14 protein-coding genes and 2 pseudogenes are annotated in these 19,403 nt (G+C 71.4%); 6 read left to right on the forward strand and 10 right to left on the reverse strand.

All coding sequences use genetic code 11. The features are described from left to right. Both dnaJ and hrcA read right to left on the reverse strand, forming a co-directional pair. Window positions 1-1,120 (reverse strand): molecular chaperone DnaJ (dnaJ, locus tag AB0D18_RS01195; protein WP_362410753.1); only part of this gene is annotated, 1,120 nt, incomplete at its 3' end. Continuing rightward, window positions 1,121-2,137, reverse strand: a complete 1,017-nt coding sequence (gene hrcA / locus AB0D18_RS01200) for a heat-inducible transcriptional repressor HrcA (RefSeq protein ID WP_362410756.1) — start codon at window positions 2,135-2,137, stop codon at window positions 1,121-1,123. A gap of 172 nt (window positions 2,138-2,309) precedes the next feature. Between hrcA and AB0D18_RS01205 the strand changes: the two genes are divergently transcribed. Both AB0D18_RS01205 and AB0D18_RS01210 read left to right on the forward strand, forming a co-directional pair. Continuing rightward, window positions 2,310-3,065 carry an MBL fold metallo-hydrolase gene (locus AB0D18_RS01205; protein WP_362410759.1) on the forward strand — a complete coding sequence of 252 codons (756 nt, stop codon included), beginning with the start codon at window positions 2,310-2,312 and terminating at the stop codon, window positions 3,063-3,065. 10 nt (window positions 3,066-3,075) lie between these two features. Continuing rightward, on the forward strand, window positions 3,076-3,909 hold the full coding sequence (locus AB0D18_RS01210) for a DUF3097 domain-containing protein (RefSeq protein ID WP_362410761.1): 834 nt from the start codon (window positions 3,076-3,078) through the stop codon (window positions 3,907-3,909). A gap of 143 nt (window positions 3,910-4,052) precedes the next feature. On the opposite strand, the gene hemW is transcribed toward AB0D18_RS01210, so the two are convergent. Next, on the reverse strand, window positions 4,053-5,285 hold the full coding sequence (hemW, locus tag AB0D18_RS01215) for a radical SAM family heme chaperone HemW (protein WP_362410764.1): 1,233 nt from the start codon (window positions 5,283-5,285) through the stop codon (window positions 4,053-4,055). A 77-nt stretch (window positions 5,286-5,362) separates the two neighbouring features. Beyond that, a complete protein-coding gene (locus tag AB0D18_RS01220; protein WP_362412093.1) occupies window positions 5,363-7,231 on the reverse strand; it encodes an ATP-binding SpoIIE family protein phosphatase in 1,869 nt (622 codons plus the stop codon). Window positions 7,232-7,401: 170 nt separating this feature from the next. Here AB0D18_RS01220 and AB0D18_RS01225 point away from each other — a divergent pair. Next, window positions 7,402-7,950: pseudogene (locus AB0D18_RS01225) on the forward strand (hybrid sensor histidine kinase/response regulator); the annotation flags it as partial. Window positions 7,951-8,089: 139 nt separating this feature from the next. Further along, window positions 8,090-8,519, forward strand: a pseudogene (locus tag AB0D18_RS01230) (response regulator). Window positions 8,520-8,553: 34 nt separating this feature from the next. Here AB0D18_RS01230 and AB0D18_RS01235 read toward each other — a convergent pair. Both AB0D18_RS01235 and lepA read right to left on the reverse strand, forming a co-directional pair. Next, window positions 8,554-10,443, reverse strand: coding sequence for an AMP-dependent synthetase/ligase (locus AB0D18_RS01235; RefSeq protein WP_362410767.1), 1,890 nt, complete (start codon window positions 10,441-10,443; stop codon window positions 8,554-8,556). Window positions 10,444-10,778: 335 nt separating this feature from the next. Further along, entirely contained in the window at window positions 10,779-12,644 is a 1,866-nt protein-coding gene (lepA, locus tag AB0D18_RS01240) for a translation elongation factor 4 (RefSeq protein WP_362410770.1), read from the reverse strand. A gap of 244 nt (window positions 12,645-12,888) precedes the next feature. Here lepA and rpsT point away from each other — a divergent pair, with 244 nt between their 5' ends. Beyond that, entirely contained in the window at window positions 12,889-13,155 is a 267-nt protein-coding gene (gene rpsT / locus AB0D18_RS01245) for a 30S ribosomal protein S20 (protein WP_185026347.1), read from the forward strand. A 315-nt stretch (window positions 13,156-13,470) separates the two neighbouring features. Here the strand turns inward: rpsT and holA are convergent, their stop codons facing one another. Next, the gene (gene holA / locus AB0D18_RS01250) at window positions 13,471-14,466 is read right to left on the reverse strand and encodes a DNA polymerase III subunit delta (RefSeq protein WP_362410773.1); all 996 of its coding nucleotides are present in this window, start codon (window positions 14,464-14,466) and stop codon (window positions 13,471-13,473) included. 79 nt (window positions 14,467-14,545) lie between these two features. Between holA and AB0D18_RS01255 the strand changes: the two genes are divergently transcribed. Next, on the forward strand, window positions 14,546-14,791 hold the full coding sequence (locus AB0D18_RS01255) for a hypothetical protein (protein WP_362410776.1): 246 nt from the start codon (window positions 14,546-14,548) through the stop codon (window positions 14,789-14,791). A 74-nt stretch (window positions 14,792-14,865) separates the two neighbouring features. Here the strand turns inward: AB0D18_RS01255 and AB0D18_RS01260 are convergent, their stop codons facing one another. The 3 genes from AB0D18_RS01260 to AB0D18_RS01270 form a co-directional block, all read right to left on the reverse strand. Then, entirely contained in the window at window positions 14,866-15,765 is a 900-nt protein-coding gene (locus AB0D18_RS01260; RefSeq protein WP_362410779.1) for a YceI family protein, read from the reverse strand. Between the two features lie 215 nt (window positions 15,766-15,980). Next, a complete protein-coding gene (locus AB0D18_RS01265) occupies window positions 15,981-18,698 on the reverse strand; it encodes a ComEC/Rec2 family competence protein (protein ID WP_362410782.1) in 2,718 nt (905 codons plus the stop codon). Continuing rightward, complete coding sequence (locus AB0D18_RS01270; protein ID WP_362410785.1) at window positions 18,695-19,366, reverse strand: helix-hairpin-helix domain-containing protein; 672 nt, start codon at window positions 19,364-19,366, stop codon at window positions 18,695-18,697. The genes AB0D18_RS01265 and AB0D18_RS01270 overlap by 4 nt, the downstream gene beginning before the upstream one ends. Window positions 19,367-19,403: the final 37 nt, after the last annotated feature.

Genomic DNA, 19,403 nt, shown 5'->3' on the forward strand with positions numbered 1-19,403 from the left:
CGTCCTTCAACCGCGAGAACAACCCCTGCTGCCCCGGCTGGAACTGCCCCGTGGGCCGCTCCTCGCCGCGCAGCTTCGCCAGCTGACGCAGCAGGTCCTCCTGCTGCGGGTCCAGCTTCGACGGCGTCAGCACCTCGACGTGCACGATCAGGTCACCGCGACCGCCACCGCGCAGGTGCGTCACACCGCGCCCGTGCAGCGGCACCGACTGGCCCGACTGCGTACCGGGCCGGATGTCGATCTCCTCGACCCCGTCGAGCGTCTCCAGCGGCACCTTGGTGCCGAGCGCGCCCGCCGTCATCGGGATGGTCACCGTGCAGTGCAGATCGTCGCCGCGCCGCTGGAAGGTCTGGTGCGGCAGCTCGTGGATCTCCACATAGAGGTCGCCGGCGGGGCCGCCGCCGGGGCCGACCTCGCCCTCGCCCGCGAGCTGGATGCGGGTGCCGTTGTCGACACCGGCCGGGATCTTCACCGTGAGCGTGCGACGCGACCGGACGCGGCCGTCGCCGGCGCACTCCGGGCACGGCGTCGGCACGACCGTGCCGAAGCCCTGGCACTGCGGGCAGGGCCGCGAGGTCATGACCTGGCCGAGGAACGACCGGGTGACCTGCGAGACCTCACCGCGGCCGCGACACATGTCACAGGTCTGCGCGGAGGTGCCGGGGGCAGCGCCCTCGCCACTGCAGGTCGTGCACACCACAGCGGTGTCGACCTGGATCTCCTTGGTGGTGCCGAAGGCCGCCTCATTGAGGTCGATCTCCAGCCGGATCATGGCGTCCTGGCCGCGGCGGGTGCGCGACCGCGGGCCGCGCTGGGACGCCGTACCGAAGAAGGCGTCCATGATGTCGGAGAAGTTTCCGAAACCACCCTGGCCGAAGCCGCCCGCACCGCCTCCGCCGGAGGCCGACAGCGGGTCGCCGCCGAGGTCGTAGACCTGCTTCTTCTGCGGGTCCGACAACACCTCGTAGGCGGCGTTGATCTCCTTGAAGCGCTCCTGAGTCTTCGGGTCCGGATTCACATCCGGGTGAAGCTCACGCGCAAGACGCCTGAACGCCTTCTTGATTTCGTCCTGGGAAGCGTCGCGGCGCACGCCGAGTACGGCGTAGTAGTCCGTGGCCACTTACGACTCCGCCAGGATCTGTCCGACGTAACGTGCCACTGCGCGTACCGCTCCCATCGTTCCGGGGTAGTCCATGCGGGTCGGTCCGACCACGCCTAGCTTGGCGACTGCCTCGTCGCCCGAACCGTAGCCGACTGCGACCACGGACGTAGAACTGAGTCCCTCGTGAGCATTCTCATGACCGATACGTACGGTCATGCCGGACTCCGTGGCCTCTCCGAGCAGCTTCAGCAGAACGACCTGCTCCTCCAGCGCCTCCAGTACGGGGCGGATGGTGAGCGGGAAGTCGTGGCCGAAGCGGGTGAGATTGGCGGTGCCGCCGATCATCAGCCGTTCCTCGGTCTCTTCCACGAGCGTCTCCAGAAGAGTCGCGAGAACCGTCGAAACGGTTCCCCTGTCCTCCGGATCGAACGACTCGGGAAGTTCCTGCACCAACTGCGGAACATCGGCGAACCTGCGGCCCACGACCCGGCTGTTGAGCCGCGCCCGCAGATCCGCCAGGGACATCTCGCCGAACGGCGCCGGGCAGTCGATCATCCGCTGCTCGACCCGTCCTGTGTCGGTGATCAGCACCAGCATCAGCCGGGCGGGCGCCAACGACAGGAGCTCCACGTGCCGCACCGTGGAACGCGTCAGCGACGGGTACTGGACGACGGCCACCTGCCGGGTCAGCTGCGCGAGCAGCCGCACCGTACGGGCGACGACGTCGTCGAGGTCGAGCGACGCGTCCAGGAAGCTCTGGATCGCCCGCCGCTCCGGCGTGGACAGGGGCTTGACCCCCGCCAGCCGGTCGACGAACAGCCGATAGCCCTTGTCCGTGGGGATGCGCCCGGCACTGGTGTGCGGCTGGGCGATGAACCCCTCGTCCTCCAGGGCCGCCATGTCGTTGCGGACGGTGGCCGGGGAGACGCCGAGCTGGTGCCGCTCGGTGAGCGCCTTGGAGCCGACGGGCTCCTCCGTGCCGACATAGTCCTGGACGATGGCGCGCAGCACTTCAAGTCTGCGTTCACTGAGCATCGCGCACACCTCCAAGCCTTGATGTTCCCTGGTGCAGATCGGGCGTACGGGGCTGGTGCCCCGCCGCCCTGCCTGGCACTCCCCGTGCGCGAGTGCCAGCGATTGTCCGGGCCAGTGTACGGCGGCGGGGTGCCGACCGGGCAAGGGCGGCAGCTCACGCTAGCGTCACGGTATGGAGATGCGATGGGAAGAGGCCGGCTGGGAACAACTCGCTCCGGGCGTCGGCAGGCGACGGCTGCCTGGCTGGGACGCGACGGTCGGCCTGGTCTGCGGCGCCCGGGGCGCGCTCCTGTACGACACCGGGTCCTCGCTGCGCGAGGGCGCCGGGATCCGGCTTCAGGCCCAGTCGCTGCTCGGCCGCAGAGTGACGCATCTCGCGCTCAGCCACCCCCACTTCGACCATGTGCTGGGGGCGGGCGTCTTCGCGGGCGTCGAGGTGTTCGCCGCGGCCGGCATGGACACGCTGCTCGTCTCGCAGCGGGAGTCGATCGCCACCGACGCGGTACGTCAAGGGGTGGATCCGCACACCGCCGCCGAGGCCGCGGAGCTGCTGGCCGCCCCGCACCACCTGGTCTCCAGCGAGCGCACCCTCGACCTGGGCGGCGGGCGCAGCGTCCTGTTCGCCAACCTGGGACCCGCGCACAGCGGCCACGACCTGGTGGCCCTCGTACCGGGCCTGGAGGGCGGCCCCGAGGTCGTCTTCTGCGGGGACCTGGTGGAGGAGTCCGGGGAGCCGCAGGCGGGCCCCGACGCGGTCGCCGGACGGTGGCCCGAGGCGCTGGACCGGCTCCTCTCCCTGGGCGGCGAGGACGCCGTGTACGTGCCGGGGCACGGTGCGGCGGTGGACGCGGCGTTCGTCAGGGCCCAACGCGACGCGCTGGCACGCCGTTTCAAGGCCTCCTGGCTGCCCCTCGGGCACGTGTCGTAGCGTCTGACGCATGCGCAGCTACAGCCCCGACTTCACCCCGCCCTGGAAGAAGTCGACGCCCGCCCCCGAACTCCCCGCCGAGTACGACCTGGTGGTGGAGGAGGTGTCGACGGGCTTCTGCGGTGCGGTGATCCGCACCGAGAAGACGGCCGAGGGCCCGACGGTCACCCTGGAGGACCGCTTCGGCAAGCACCGGGTGTTCCCGATGACTGCGGCCGGCTTCCTCTATGAGGGTGCGCCGGTGACGCTGGTACGGCCGCCCTCGGGTGCCTCCCCCATGCGCCCCGCCCGTACCGCTTCCGGGTCGGTCGCCGTCACCCACGCGCGGGCGCGCGTGGCGCGGGCGGGCCGCATCTATGTGGAGGGGCGGCACGACGCGGAACTGGTGGAACGCGTCTGGGGCGACGACCTGCGCATCGAGGGCGTCGTCGTCGAATACCTGGAGGGCATCGACGACCTGCCGGCGATCGTTGCCGAGTTCGCCCCGGGGCCGGACGCGAAACTCGGCGTCCTGGTCGACCACCTGGTGCCGGGCTCGAAGGAGTCCCGCATCGCCGCCCGGGTGACGGACGCCCACGTCCTGATCGTCGGGCACCCCTACATCGACGTGTGGGAGGCCGTGAAGCCGTCCTCCGTCGGCATCCCCGGCTGGCCTCGGGTCCCCCGCGGCCAGGACTGGAAGACGGGCGTGTGCCGGGCGCTCGGCTGGCCGGACAACACGGGCGCCGCCTGGCAGCACATCCTGGCGCGGGTGAGCACGTACAGGGACCTGGAACCGTCCCTGCTCGGCGCGGTGGAGCGGCTCATCGACCACGTGACGGTCGGCGACGTGCCGCAGGGCTGACCGGAAGCGGTGCCCGCAGCATGGCAGCGTTTCCGCCCGGTCGCCCCGCCCGGCCGCCCGGGTCGCAGCCACCGGTCGCTCGGGTCTCAGCCACCGGCCGCCCGGGTCGCTGCGCGCGGCCGCCCGGTGGCTGCGCGCGGTCCTCAGTCCACCAGGTCCCGCACCACCGCGTCCGCGAGCAGCCGGCCGCGCAGGGTGAGCACCGCGCGGCCCTCGGCGTAAGGACCGTCCTCCAAGAGGCCGCCCCTTACCGCCTTCTCCGCGGCAGCCAGCCCGGCGGGCTTCAGCAGCGACAGCTCGCAGCCCTCGACGAGCCGCAGCTCCAGCAGGATCCGCTCGACCCTGCGGTCCTCGTCGAGCAGCACCTCGCGCCCGGCCCCGGGGGACCGCCCCTCGCCCAGCGCCTGTGCGTAGGCACCGGGATGCTTGACGTTCCACCAGCGCACACCGCCGACGTGGCTGTGCGCACCGGGCCCGGCGCCCCACCAGTCGGCGCCACGCCAGTACAGCTCGTTGTGCAGGCACCGGCCGGCCTCGGAGGTCGCCCAGTTGGACACCTCGTACCAGGAGAAACCGGCCTTCGAGAGCGCCTCCTCCGTCATCAGGTAGCGGTCCGCGTGCACGTCGTCGTCCGTCATCGGGACCTCGCCGCGCCGGATCCGCCGGGCGAGCTGGGTGCCCTCCTCGACGATCAGCGCGTACGCACTCACATGGTCGGGGCCCGCCCCGATGGCCGCGTCGAGGGACGCCTGCCAGTCGGCGTCGGACTCCCCCGGGGTGCCGTAGATCAGGTCCAGGTTCACATGGTCGAAGCCGGCCGCCCGCGCCTCCGCGACACACGCCTCCGGGCGCCCCGGGGTGTGCGTACGGTCCAGGATCTTCAGCACGTGCTGCTTGGCGCTCTGCATCCCGAACGACACCCGGTTGAAGCCGCCCTCGCGCAGCTCCGCCAGGTACGCCGGATTCACCGACTCGGGATTGGCCTCCGTCGTGACCTCGCAGTCGTCCGCGAGCCCGAACTCCTCGCGCACCGCCCCCAACATCCGTACGAGATCGGCGGCGGGCAGCAGGGTGGGCGTCCCGCCGCCCACGAAGACGGTCCGCACCGGCCGCGGGTCGTCGCCCAGCACCTTGCGCGCGAGGCGCACTTCCTCCACCAGCGTCGCCGCGTAGTTGTCGCGCGAAGCAAGCGCTCCGCCCGACCCCCGCAGCTCGGTCGCCGTATACGTATTGAAGTCGCAGTACCCGCACCGGGTCGCGCAGTACGGCACGTGCAGATAGAACCCGAGCGGCCGCTCCCCCGCCCCCCGCAGCGCATCAAGAGGCAGCGCCCCGTCCTCGGGCATGGGCTCACCATCAGGCAGTACAGAAGGCATGCCCCCATTGTCCGCCCTCCGGGAACCCGATACCGCCGCCGCTGTCCGCCCTACGGGAACCCGGCACCGCCGCCGCCCTACTCCGCCCGCAGCACCAGCAGCGCCACGTCGTCGTCCGGCGGATCCTCCGCGAACCCGTGCACCGCCCTGGTGATCCGCTCCGCCACCCCCTGCGCCGACAGCCCCGCACACCCCGCCAGCTCCGCCGCCAGCCCCTCCCCGTCATCGAACAGCACCTGCCCGCACCGCCGCTCCGTCACCCCGTCCGTCACGCTCAGCAGCACCTCCCCCGACGCCAGCACGAACGTTTCACTCTCGTACGCCGCGTCGTCCAGCACCCCGAGCAGCACCCCCGGCCGGCCCGCCGCCCGCACCTCCCCGTCGGGCCGCAGCACCAGCGGCAGCGGGTGCCCGGCGCTGGAAACCGTGCATCGCACCCCGCCGCCGTCCGCCTCCGGGAGCGGCTCCAGCTCTCCGTACAGCATCGACAGGAAACGTGCCTGCGGTCCGTCCGGGAGGTCCTGGCCGCCCGCGGCGGCGACCAGCCGCGCCGCCGCGTCCGCGGACTCCGTCGCATCGTCGAGCAGCAGCCGGTTGAGCCGGTCCAGGACCCCCGACACCTGGTAGCCCTCGCGTGCGAGCAGCCGCAGCCACGGCCGCACCAGCCCGGTGACGACGGCGGCCTCCGGTCCGTTGCCCTGTACGTCGCCCAGGGCGAAGCACCAGCGGCCGTCCGACGCGTGGAAGATGTCGTAGAAGTCGCCGCCGGCCAGCCCCTCGCCCCGCGGCTGGTAGACGAGGGCGCTGGTCAGGCCTGGGATCTCGGCAACCTGGCTGGGCAGCAGGGCCCGCTGCAGGACACTGGAGATGGTGGCCTGCTGGGTGTACCGGCGGGCGGCGCCCACGGCGAGCGCCACCCTGCGTACGAAGTCCTCGATGAGCCCGGTCACCTCGTCGGGAATGCGCGGCATGCCGGCCCTCCCGAGCATCAGGATGCCGACCCTGCGCCCGCCCACCACCATCTGGCAGGCGAGCACCGCACCGGCCCCGCCGAAGGTCGCCCCGGTGCCCGGCCAGGGCAGCGCCACGGGGCCGCCGCGGGCGGATTCGGGCAGCCGCGGCGGCTCCTTCTCCAGCAGGGCGCGCAGTTCCTCCACGCATGCCTCGCGCGCGTGCCAGACGCGGGCGAGCCGCGGTTGCGCCCCCGGGCCGCCGCCCTCCGGGTCGAGCCACACGGCGCACCAGTCGGCGAGCCGGGGCACCAGCAGCTGCGCGGCGAGCGCCACCACCATGTCCTGGTCGAACTGCCCGGCCAGCAGGTCGGAGGCCTCGGCGAGGAACGACAGCGCACCCCGGTTGATCCAGTCCTGGTCCTCGCCGCGCAGCTGCCTGCGCGGCAGCGGGGCGAGGATCTCGGCCACCCGCAGCCCGCGCTGGAACTCCTGGTGGGCGGCGAGGACGGTGGGGGTGAGCGCGGGACTGTCGGCCGCGGCGGGCTGCCAGCCGTCCAGCGGGAGCGCCGCCCAGACTGTCTTGAGGCCGGTGCGGTAGGTGACGCCCCAGCTTTCGGCGAGTCCGGCGACGAGGTGGAGGCCGCGCCCGTACTCGGGGGCGTCGGCCCTCTCGTAGCGCTGCGGTTCGTTGCGTACGACCCGGGAGGGGTGGTGGTCGGAGACCTCGATGACGAGGGCGGCGGTTTCGCTGGTGGCGCCCGGGGGCTCGATGCGGCACAGGAGTTCGACGGTGGTGCCCGCGTGCACGACGGCATTGGTGACGAGTTCGTTGACGACCAGGGCCGCGTCGTCGGCGAGACGGGAGGCGAAGCCCTCGTCGGCGGGCAGCAGGGGCGTACCGGACCAGTCCGCGACGGCAGCCCGCAGGAACTTCCGCGCGGCGGACGGCGCGAGCGGGTTCCCGGGCAGGCTGGTGCGGGCCTCGGACTGGATCTCGCACCTCCCGGCCCACGGATTTCTCGCACGGGCGCCGTTGGCCCGCTGCGTCGGAATGGATGCCACAGTGCGGCTCCTGGTCGGTTCTCGCAATGCGCCGCTTACGACAACCACAGGGTGACAGACTGGGCCCGCCCATAAGCACCGAGTCACCGAAGTGGGCCCCGATGAACGAAGATCGCACCACTTCGCACCCCGGCGAGGGGTGGGTGCACGCCTCCGAACTGCGCCCTCTCCTCGCCGCGACGACCGCGCTGCGGGACGGGGACTTCCGGGTCCGGCTGCCGGCGGCACAGGAGGGGACCCCGGCCGAACCGACCGCGGCCTTCCACCAGATCGCCCACCGCAAGGAGCACTACGGGGCCGAACTCGCCCGTGTGCGCCGGGAGGTCGTACGGCACGGCAGGCTCGACGAGCGCCTCGCGGTGAGCCCCGGCCAGGGCCGCTGGGCCTCCCACATCAACAGTACGAACGCCCTGCTCGACGCCCTCGTGGTGCCCGCCGTCAACGCCACGCGCGTGCTGGACGCGGTCGCGGGCGGCGACCTCACCCAGCGGGTCGACCTGCACGACGGAAACCGGCAGCTGCACGGCGACCTGCGCCGGCCGGGCCGGGCGGTCAACACGATGGTCGACCAGCTCTCCGCCTTCGCCTACGAAGTCACCCGCGTCGCCCGCGAAGTCGGCACGGTCGGTCAGCTGGGCGGCCGCGCCCAGGGGACAGCCGGGATGCGCGTCGGCAGGTTTCACCGTCCCGGACGCTCCGGTGGCACCGGCTGCCCCCGTGGTCCCGGGGCAGGCCGACGACTCGTAGTGAGCCCGCCGGCCCACCACCGACGCTGTGAGGCAGTAGACGATGACCGCTGAGGCACCGCAGAGCGATTGCGCCAGCATCCTGCTGGTTGGACGACATGGAGGACAACCTCATCGCACTGGAGGCCGTTCTGGGCCCGCTGAACGAACCGTTGGTACGGGCCCGTTCGGGCGAGGAGGCGATGAAGGCGCTGCTGCGGCAGAAGTTCGCCGCCGCCGACTTCCTGACCAAGCCGTTCGACCCGTGGGTGCTGCGCGCAAAAGTGAATGTCTTCCTCGAACTGCACCGCAAGAACCGCCAGCTGGAGCGGATGCTGGAGCAGGAGCGGCAGCAGTTCGGGCTCGCCGAGCAGTTGTCGGAGATCGAGGGGTGCGTCGCCCAGGGCCGTCCGGGCGACGCGTCGCAACTGCGGGGCCAGGTGGCCCGGATGAAGGAGACCCTCACGGAAATGCGCCGCGGCCAGGGCAGCTGACCGCGACGCGTCCCACACGTTCCAAAGAGCCGGATCAGGCCTCCCGGCTCCCCGCGTACATCTCGTCGATCAGGTGCTTGTACTCCCGCTCGACGACCGGCCGCTTCAGCTTCAGGCTGGGCGTGAGCTCACCGTTCTCGACATCCAGGTCGCGGGGCAGCAGCCGGAACTTCTTGATGGTCTGCCAGCGCTGCAGGCCCTCGTTGAGCTCCTTGACGTAACCCTCTATGAGGGCCTGGGTCTCCGGCGCGGCGACCACCTCCGCGTACGTCGTCGCCCGCAGGCCCTGCTCCTTCGCCCAGCCGAGGATCGTCGGCTCGTCGAGGGAGATCAGCGCCGTGCAGAAGTTCCGGTCGGCGCCGTGCACCAGGATGTTCGACACGTACGGACAGACCGCCTTGAACTGCCCCTCGGTCTCGGCGGGCGAGACATACTTGCCGCCGGACGTCTTGATGATGTCCTTCTTGCGGTCGGTGATCTTCAGGTACCCGTCCGCCGACAGTTCCCCGATGTCGCCGGTGTGGAACCAGCCGTCGGGCTCCAGGACTTCGGCGGTCTTCTCCGGCAGCCCGTGGTAGCCCTGCATGATGCCGGGGCCGCGCAGCAGGATCTCGCCGTCCTCCGCGATACGGACCTCGGTGCCGGGGAGCGGCTTGCCGACGGTGCCGGTGCGGTACGCCTCACCGGGGTTGACGAAGCTGGCGGCGCTGGACTCGGTCAGCCCGTACCCCTCCAGGATGTGGATCCCGGCGCCTGCGAAGAAGTAGCCGATGTCGGGGGCGAGCGCGGCCGAACCCGACACGCACGCCCGCAGCCGCCCGCCGAACGCCTCACGGATCTTCGAGAAGACCAGCGCGTCCGCGACCTTGTGCTTGGCGTTCAGCGCGAAGGGTGCTGTCGCCTGCCCGGTGCGCCGGAAGTTGTCCTGCGTCACCTTCGCGTACTCGCGGCCGATGCCCGCCGCCCACAGGAAGATCTTGTACTTGGCTCCGCCACCGGCCCGTGCCTTTGCGGCGACGCCGTTGTAAACCTTCTCGAAGATGCGCGGTACGGCGGCCATGTACGTCGGCTGCACGACCGGCAGATTCTCAATGATCTTGTCGATGCGGCCGTCGACGGCGGTGACGTGCCCGACCTCGATCTGTCCGGAGGTGAGCACCTTGCCGAAGACGTGCGCCAGCGGCAGCCACAGGTACTGCAGGTCGTCCTTGGTGATCAGCCCGGTCGCGACGGTCGCCTTCGCCATGTACGACCAGCAGTCGTGCGGCAGCCGTACACCCTTGGGGCGGCCGGTGGTGCCGGAGGTGTAGATGAGCGTGGCGAGCTGGTCGGAGGTGATCGCCGCGACACGCTCCTTGACCGCGTCCGGGTTCTTCTCCAGGTACGCCGCTCCGCGTGCCTCCAGGTCGGCGAGCGAGAGCACCCAGCCCTCGGGGTCGCCGTCGGCGGGCTTGGCGTCCTCGGCGTTGACGACCACGACGTGGGCGAGGTTCGGCAGCTCGGCGCGCTTCTCGCGGGCCTTGGCGAGCTGGTCGGCGTCCTCGGCGATCAGTACGCGGCTCTCGGAGTCGGAGAGGATGTACGCCGACTCCTCGGCGTTGGTCGAGGGATAGATCGTGGTGGTGGCGGCACCCGCACACATCACACCGAGGTCCGCGAGGATCCACTCGACCCTGGTGTTCGAGGCGAGCGCGACCCGCTCCTCGGGCTGCACGCCGAGTTCGACGAGGCCGGCGCCGATCGAGTACACCCGCTTGGCGGCCTGCCCCCAGCTCAACGAGCGCCATTCGTCGGGCCCCTGTCCACTGGACGGTGGCACCGGATACCGGTAGGCCTCCCCGTCCGGCGTGGCGGCCACGCGCTCGATGAAGAGGGCCGCGACGGACGGCGGCCGGTTCTCGATCATGGTCTGTGTGTCGCTCACGACGTCCTCCGGGCCCACGGCATTGCTGCGCGACTGGCTGGTATTTAACTGGCGAGTAACAAACGATCAGTGATCAGAGTAGAGCGCCGGGGCCTGGTGCGTAAGAGCTCCCGGGCCCTCCTTTTCATAACGGACCTGACCGTGGCCGCCAGGTGGTCCCGGGCACTCCTACCGAGCGGTACAACAGGCCGCACGGGCTCCGGACACGGCCGCACGGACTTTCCGTACACGGGCCGCACGGACTTCCGTACAACGAAACGGGCCCGCCGCACCGAGGTGCGACGGGCCCGTACTCGGCTGCCGGTGGTTCAGGCGCCCCGGCTGCTTCTGCCCGGCTACTTCTTCTTGCTGCTGGATTCGTCGCTGGAGAGGACCGCGATGAAGGCTTCCTGCGGAACCTCGACGCTGCCGACCATCTTCATCCGCTTCTTGCCCTCCTTCTGCTTCTCCAGGAGCTTGCGCTTGCGGGAAATGTCGCCGCCGTAGCACTTGGCGAGGACGTCCTTGCGGATGGCGCGGATCGTCTCGCGGGAGATGACCCGGGAGCCGATGGCGGCCTGGATGGGGATCTCGAAGGCCTGCCGCGGAATGAGCTCGCGCAACTTGGCCACGAGGCGCACCCCGTACGCGTACGCCGCGTCCTTGTGCGTGACGGCGGAGAAGGCGTCGACCCTGTCGCCGTGCAGCAGGATGTCGACCTTGACCAGTGCTGCGGACTGCTCGCCGGTGGGCTCGTAGTCGAGGGAGGCATAGCCGCGGGTCTTGGACTTCAGCTGGTCGAAGAAGTCGAAGACAATTTCTGCGAGCGGCAGCGTGTAGCGGATCTCGACACGGTCCTCGGAGAGGTAGTCCATGCCCAGGAGCGTGCCGCGACGGGTCTGGCAGAGCTCCATGATCGCGCCGATGAACTCGCTGGGGGCGAGGATCGTGGCCCGTACGACCGGCTCGAAGACGTCCGAGATCTTGCCCTCGGGGAATTCGCTCGGGTTGGTCACGATGTGCTCGGAGCCGTCCTCCATGACCACGCGGTAGACCACGTTGGGCGCGGTCGCGATGAGGTCGAGGCCGAACTCGCGCTCCAGGCGCTCACGGATCACGTCGAGGTGCAGCAGGCCGAGGAAGCCGACGCGGAAGCCGAAGCCCAGCGCCGCCGAGGTCTCCGGCTCGTACACCAGCGCGGCGTCGTTGAGCTGGAGCTTGTCGAGGGCCTCGCGCAGGTCCGGGTACTCGGAGCCGTCCACCGGATACAGGCCCGAGAAGACCATCGGCTTCGGGTCCTTGTAGCCGCCCAGCGCCTCCGTTGCCCCCTTGTTCAGGGAGGTGATGGTGTCGCCGACCTTGGACTGCCGGACGTCCTTCACACCGGTGATGATGTAGCCGACCTCGCCGACACCGAGACCGTCGGAGGACGTCATCTCGGGCGACGAGACGCCGATCTCCAGCAGTTCGTGGGTGGCGCCGGTCGACATCATCTTGATGCGCTCGCGCTTGTTGAGCTGGCCGTCGACCACTCGTACGTACGTCACGACGCCGCGGTAGGAGTCGTAGACCGAGTCGAAGATCATCGCGCGGGCGGGCGCGTCCTTGACGCCGACCGGGGCCGGCACGTCGCGCACGACGCGGTCGAGCAGCGCGTCCACGCCGACACCGGTCTTCGCGGAGACCTTCAGAACATCCTCGGGCTGGCAGCCGATGAGGTTGGCCAGCTCCTCGGAGAACTTCTCCGGCTGGGCGGCCGGCAGGTCGATCTTGTTGAGGACGGGGACGATCGCGAGGTCGTTCTCCATCGCCAGGTAGAGGTTGGCGAGAGTCTGCGCCTCGATGCCCTGTGCCGCGTCGACCAGCAGGACCGTGCCCTCGCAGGCCGCCAGCGAGCGGGAGACCTCGTAGGTGAAGTCCACGTGGCCCGGGGTGTCGATCATGTTGAGGACGTGGGTCTTGCCCTTGCCCTCGCCTTCGCCCGGCGCCCAGGGCAGCCGTACCGCCTGGGACTTGATCGTGATGCCGCGCTCGCGCTCGATGTCCATGCGGTCGAGGTACTGGGCACGCATCTGCCGCGGGTCGACCACACCGGTCAGCTGGAGCATCCGGTCGGCAAGCGTCGACTTGCCGTGGTCGATGTGCGCGATGATGCAGAAGTTGCGGAGCAGTGCCGGGTCGGTACGGCTCGGCTCGGGCACGTGGAGAGGAGTCGCGGGCACGCAGGGTCCTGATTCTTGAGAAGACGTACACGGTGGGCGCCACGGATGTGCGTCGGGCGCGCGCGTGCGTCGTTCTCGTCTCGGTCCGGAAGTTGTGAAGTCTTCCCATGGTCCCACGGCTGGGGGGCTGCGGCCGGTTTGGGCCGGTCGGCGGACGACTGGTAGCCTGGGCAGCTGTGTCTCGTGACCCTTGCGGGTGGCGGGACGCACATCGAGATCCAACCGAACCTGTAAAGGCTCTTTCGTGGCGAACATCAAGTCCCAGATCAAGCGGAACAAGACCAACGAGAAGGCGCGCCTGCGCAACAAGGCCGTCAAGTCCTCGGTCAAGACCGCCGTGCGCAAGGCCCGCGAGGCCGTCGTCGCCGGTGACGTCGAGAAGGCCACGCTGGCCGTTCGCGACGCCTCCCGCGCGCTCGACAAGGCCGCCAGCAAGGGTGTCATCCACAAGAACGCCGCCGCCAACAAGAAGTCGGCGCTGGCTGCCAAGGTCGCCACCCTGCAGGCCTGAGCATCACTCTGAGGTACCTGTAGTGAATCGTCGGCGCCAGGATTCAGCGGACCCTCTCTACCGCTCCTGACCCGACACCCCCGCCGCGCACCGAACGCGTTCGCCACGCGGGCGCGGTGGACCACCAGCTTGAACCGGAACCCCGGTCTCCGTCCTTCCCCAGGACGGGACCGGGGTTCTGGCGTTTCCCTCTCGCGCTTCCCTTCGGCGTTTCCCCCTCGCGTTTCCCTTCGGCGTTTCCCTTACGCAGCGAGGGCGGGTTGCGTACGGCGAAGCGCGGGCTGCTTGTGCAAGGAGGCCTAGCGGGCCGGAGGCCTAGCGGGACGGCCGTGCGCGAGCGGCGCGGGCCACCGCGACGACCGCCTTCTCCAGGGCGTACTCCGGGTCGTCCCCGCCGCCCTTGACGCCCGCGTCGGCATCGGCGACCGCGCGCAGTGCGAGTGCGACGCCGTCCGCCGACCAGCCGCGCATCTGCTGGCGGACCCGGTCGATCTTCCACGGCGGCATACCGAGGTCCCGGGCCAGGTCCCCGGGGCGGGCGCCGCGCGGGGCGGAGGCGAGCTTGCCGATGGCGCGTACGGCCTGAGCGAGCGCACTGGTGATCAGGACGGGAGCGACGCCGGTCGACAACGACCAGCGCAGCGCTTCGAGCGCTTCGGCCGCCCGGCCCTCGACCGCGCGGTCGGCGACGGTGAAGCTGGAGGCTTCGGCGCGGCCCGTGTAGTACCGGCCGACGATCGCCTCGTCGATGGTGCCCTCGACGTCCGAGACGAGCTGCGAGACGGCGCTGGCCAGCTCGCGCAGGTCGCTGCCGATGGAGTCGACGAGCGCCTGGCCCGCCTCGGGCGTGGCGGACCGGCCCAGCGCGCGGAACTCGGACCGTACGAACGAGAGCCGCTCGGCGGGCTTGGTGGTCTTGGGGCAGGCGACCTCGCGGGCACCGGCCTTGCGGGCCGCGTCGAGGAGGCCCTTGCCCTTGGCGCCGCCCGCGTGCAGCAGGACGAGGGTGATCTCTTCGGCGGGGGCGCCGAGGTACGCCTTGACGTCCTTGATCGTGTCGGCGGAGAGGTCCTGTGCGTTGCGCACGACGACGACCTTGCGCTCGGAGAAGAGCGAGGGGCTGGTCAGCTCGGCGAGGGTGCCTGGTTCCAGCTTGTCGGGCGTGAGGTCGCGCACGTCGGTCTCCGCGTCGGCGGCGCGGGCCGCCGCCACTACCTGCCGCACGGCGCGGTCGAGCAGCAGGTCCTCCTGCCCCACGGCGAGGGTGACGGGGGCGAGCGGATCGTCGGTCGAATTCTTCCTGGTGGCCATCGCGGTCAAGCATCCCACGGGCCACTGACAGTGCCCGCCCCGCCGAGTTCGTACCGGGCGAGTACCGGACAATGTCCACGTGAGCGATGTGCGACATGTGTTGGTACTGCCGGACCGGGATGCCGCCGAGGAGGTGGCCCAGGAGCTGCCCGACCGGTTCGGGACGGCCCAGGAGCCCCAGCTCGTACGGGACGCCCTGGCGGGCGAGGACGACGCCGAGGACGCCCAGTGGCTGGTGGTGGTCGAGGACCCGGAGGGGCGCCTGGACTCCGCGGCACTGGACGCGCTGGCCGCGGAGTACGAGGGGTGGCTGGAGGCCCCGTAGGAGAGGCGCTCGGGGGTGGGGTGCCCGGCGACCTGGCACCCACGATAGGTGCCCAGGGCTCCTAAAAGGCCTGCTCAGGCGGCCGGGGCGGCCGGCCCTTTGGGGATGATCTGGATGTCCAGCTCGACGGCGATGGACGAGCCGACGGCGGCGATGCCGTGCCCGAGCATCGTCTGCCAGGTGAGGGTGAAGTCCTCGCGGTGCAGTTCGGCGCTGGAGTGGACGGCCGCGCGGGTCTCGCCCTGGATGCCGTTGCCCATGCCGAGGTACTGGCTGTCGAGCGTGACGGTGCGGCTCACGCCGTGCAGGGTGAGGGCGCCGGAGATCGCCCAGCGGCTGCCGCCGCGGTGCACGAAGCGGTCGCTGTAGAACTCCATCGTCGGGTAGTTCGCGACGTCGAAGAAGTCCTTGCCCCGCAGGTGGTCGTCGCGCATCTTGACGTTGGTGTCGATGGACGCGGCGTCGATGATGACGTGCATGGCGGAGTTCTCCATGCGCTCGCCGATGCGGACCGCGCCCGCGAAGCTGTTGAACCGGCCGCGGATACGGGCGAGGCCGATGTGCCGTGCGGAGAAGCTGATCTGGGAGTGCATGAGGTCGATCTCCCACTCGCCGGGCTCCGGGAGCGGGGGCGGTGAGGCGATCTGGAGGGTCACGTCCCCGAGGCCGGAGTGGCCGCTCTCGGTGACGGTGGCGCTGCCGCGGTAGGGGGTGAAGCCCTCGGCGGTGACGGCCAGTCGGTAGTCGCCGGCCGGCACAGCGGCGAAGAGGGAGCCGTACGGGTCGGTCTCACCTCCGACGATCTTGCGCCCTGCGGCGTCGGTGACGACGAACTCGGCCTGCCGGACGGGCTCGTTGACCGGGTCGAGAACCCGGCAGCTGAGGACACCTGCGGAGGCCGGGACGGAGAGTCCGGCGAGTGGTCTGGCGTGGCTTCCGGAGGTCGAACGTCGGCCGAGCCAGCGGGAGATCATGATGTGCACACCCCGTGCGATTCGTTGCTGCAGGGACGCGACGAAACACGGCGAACCGTCGGGACATCGACCCTTTGACGAAAAGGCATTCGATCACTCATGGGGTGTTCGAGGCAAACGAGGGGCTCGGTGGGGAGATGGACCCGCCTGTCCCCAGAGGTCTGAATTGAGCATTCCGCTTACTTGTATCCGCCGGCCGTCGACACCGCTGGAACTCATCTGCCCCGTGGCACCGCTGCCGGCCCGGCCTCCGAGCCGATCACCGCGATCGGCCCGTCCCTGTCCGTACGCAGCACCACCGCGCCGCCGGACGTGAGCGCCGCCAGGGCCGCGGGTGCGGGATGGCCGTACGGGTTGTCGCGGCCCACCGGGACAAGGGCCAGCCGGGGTGCTACCCGGCGGAGCAGCCCCGGGTCCTGACGGGCCGACCCGTGATGGGCGACCTTGAGGACGTCCACCGGCGGCAGCTCGGGCCCGGCCCTCAGCAGGGCCTGCTGGGCGGGCAGTTCAAGGTCGCCGGGCAGCAGCAGAGTCAGGCTCCCGCCCATGCCCCGACCCCGGTCTCCGTCCTGTTCTCCCTCCAGACCTCCCTCCGTGCCCCCTTCCGGGGCCCCGTCCGGGCTCCCGTACCGTACGAGCAGGGTGATGCTCGCGTCGTTCGGCGCGCGGGGCACCGAGTGCAGGGGCGGCGGAGGCCACAGCACCTGCCAGTCGAGCGGGCCGATCCGGCGCCGCTCCCCCGGCCGGACGGTGATCACCGGCACCCCGGCCCCGGCCGCCGTCCGGTGGACGAACGCAGCCTGGTCCCGGGGTTCCTGGAGCGTCGTCGTCTGAACCGCGCCGACCGCCCGGCCGCGCAGCACTCCGGGCAGCCCGGCCACGTGGTCGGCATGGAAGTGACTGAGCACGACCAGCGGTACGCGCGTGACGCCGAGCTCGCGCAGACAGCGGTCGACCAGTACGGGGTCGGGGCCCGCGTCGACGACCACGGCCGTCCCCTCCTCCCCCGCCGCGAGCACCATCGCGTCTCCCTGACCGACGTCGCACATGACGAACTTCCAGTCCGGCGGCGGCCATCCGGTGAGGACCCCGGTGAGCGGCGGCGGGCGCACCACCGCCAGCAGCAGGAGCAGAACGCAGCCGGAACTCAGCCAGGGGTGGCGCGGAGCCCTGCGGACGGCGAGCACCACAGCGACGGTCAGAACTGCCAGCAGCAGCCCGCCCCACCAGCCGCCCGGCCAGCCGATCTCCGCCCCTGGCAGCGCGGCCCCGGCCCTGGCGACCCCGGCGATCCACCCGGCGGGCCACCCCGCGACCCGGGCGAGCAGTTCGGCGACGGGCATCGCCACGAGGGCCGTCGCGAGGGCGGCGAAACCGAGCACGGTGGCCGGGGCGATCGCCAGCTCCGCAAAGAGGTTGCAGGGGATCGCCACGAGACTGACCCGGGCCGCCATCACCGCGACCACCGGAGCACACACCGCCTGCGCCGCGGACGCCGCCGCCAGCACCTCGGCGATCCTGGGCGGCACCCCGCGCCGTTGCAGCCCGGCGCTCCAGACCGGGCCGATGGTGAGCAGCGCCCCGGTGGCCAGCACTGAGAGCAGGAATCCGTAACTCCGGGCCAGCCACGGGTCGTACAGCACCAGGAGTAGGACGGCGGCGGCCAGCGCCGGGACCAGTGACCTGCGCCGGCCGGTGCCGATGGCGAGGAGGGTGATCAGCCCGCAGGCGGCGGCCCGCAGCACGCTGGGCTCCGGACGGCACACAATCACGAAGGCAAGAGTGAGTGCCCCGCCGAACAGTGCGGTGGTGCGCAGCGAGATGCCGAGCCTGGGTGCGAGCCCCCGACGCTCCGCGCGCAGGGCGAGGGCGGGCGGCCCGATCAGCAGTGCCAGGACGATGGTGAGGTTGCTGCCGGAGACGGCCGTCAAATGCACCAGGTCGGTTGCCGCGAAGGCGTCGTGCAGGTCCGGTTCCATACGGGAGGTGTCGCCGACGACCAGTCCGGGCAGCAGCGCCCGCGCGTCCGTCGGCAGCCCTTCGGTGGCTTCCCGCAACCCTGCCCTGAGCCCACCGGCCGTGCGCTGCACGGCGGTTGGCGGGCCCGCGATCTCCGGGGGCCCATTGCCCGGAATGCGCAGCACGGCAGCGATCCGGTCGCCGTCCGGCAATGGCGGCGCCAGCCGTGCCCGGGGCACCCACAGCCGGGTGGAGGGAAGCAGCCGCAGCCACTGGGCGGTGGGCCCACGCACCGGGGCGAGGACGAGGACCGGAGTCCGTACGGCGGTGACCGTGCCGTCGACGGCGGTGACCCGGGTGACCTCGGCGTCCAGTACGACGGTACGGGGCGCCGTCCGGTCGCCCCGTACCCGGGGCCTGGTCTGCCGCGGGTCGCCGGTGACCGTCAGCTCGGCACCCACCGTGGCGTACCGGTGCGCCAGTTCGGGCACCGGGCCTCGGTGCAGGTCGGCCGAGTGCAGTGCGGCCGAGGCGGCCGCCGCGGCGGCGCAGAGGAGCGCGGTCGCGACGGCGGTGAGCCGCAGGGACCGCCCGCCGCCCTGCATGCTGCTCAGGTCTCCGCTCCGCCCGCCGGCCCTGCCTTCGCCCTGACCACTGGTCCTGTCTTCGCCCTGCCCGCCACTGGTCCTGTCTTCGCCCTGCCCGCCGCTCCGCTCGGCTGTCCCCCGCGCGGCCAGGAGAACCGCTGCCAGGGCTCCTGTCAGGGTGAGGGCGAGGAGAGCGACTGCCGGGGCCGCGGGGCCGCCCACCGTCAGTGCGGCGGCGGCCCAGGCCGCCAGTGCCGGAGGCAGCAGCCTCAGGTCGGCCGGGCCCTCCTGCCGCGGGTCGGAGTCCCCGAGCCGGTGACCGGATGCGGCGTGCACCTCGGGTCGTACGGCCGCTGCGGGACGGTCGGAGCCGGTGGGGCGGTTCACGGGCGTACGAGGTTCTGGAGGTCTGTGAAGCGGCGGTCACCGATCCCGTTGACCTCGCGGAGCTCCTCCACCGAGCGGAACCCGCCGTGCTGCGTGCGGTAGTCGACGATGTGCCGGGCGAGGACGGGGCCGACGCCAGGCAGGGTGTCGAGCTGTTCCACGGTCGCCGAGTTGAGACTGACCGGCCCGGTCTGCGGGACGCCGCCCGTTCCGGCCCCCGGGCCGGCGCCCGCGTCCGGCGGAGGCGGTGCGGGCCCGCCGACCACCACCTGTTCGCCGTCGGTCAGTACCCGGGCTCTGTTGAGCCCGTCGGTGTCCGTACCGCTCTTGACGCCGCCGGCCACCCTCAGGGCGTCGGCGACCCTCGATCCGGCGGGCAGCCGGTGCACACCCGGGTGCCGCACCTTGCCGCTCACGTCGACGACGACCACCGAGCCGCCCGGTGCTTGCGGCGCCTGCACCGCTCCCGGGGCGGAAGCACGAGCCGGTGCAGGGCCGGGCGACGGCTGCGCCCGGGGCGGCGTCGGCAGGGGAGCCGCGGGTCCCGCCACTCCCACCGTTTCCGGAACACGTACGGTCTCGGGACGCCCGGTCCAGAAGTGCTGGAAGGCGAATCCCGCGGACACGACCAGAACGGCAGCGAGCGCCCCCAGCGTTCGGGGCTCCATCCCGCACCGCGTCTGGACCCACACCGGCATCCGCTCC

This window comes from Streptomyces sp. NPDC048442 (assembly GCF_040651475.1).
Classification (GTDB): domain Bacteria; phylum Actinomycetota; class Actinomycetes; order Streptomycetales; family Streptomycetaceae; genus Streptomyces.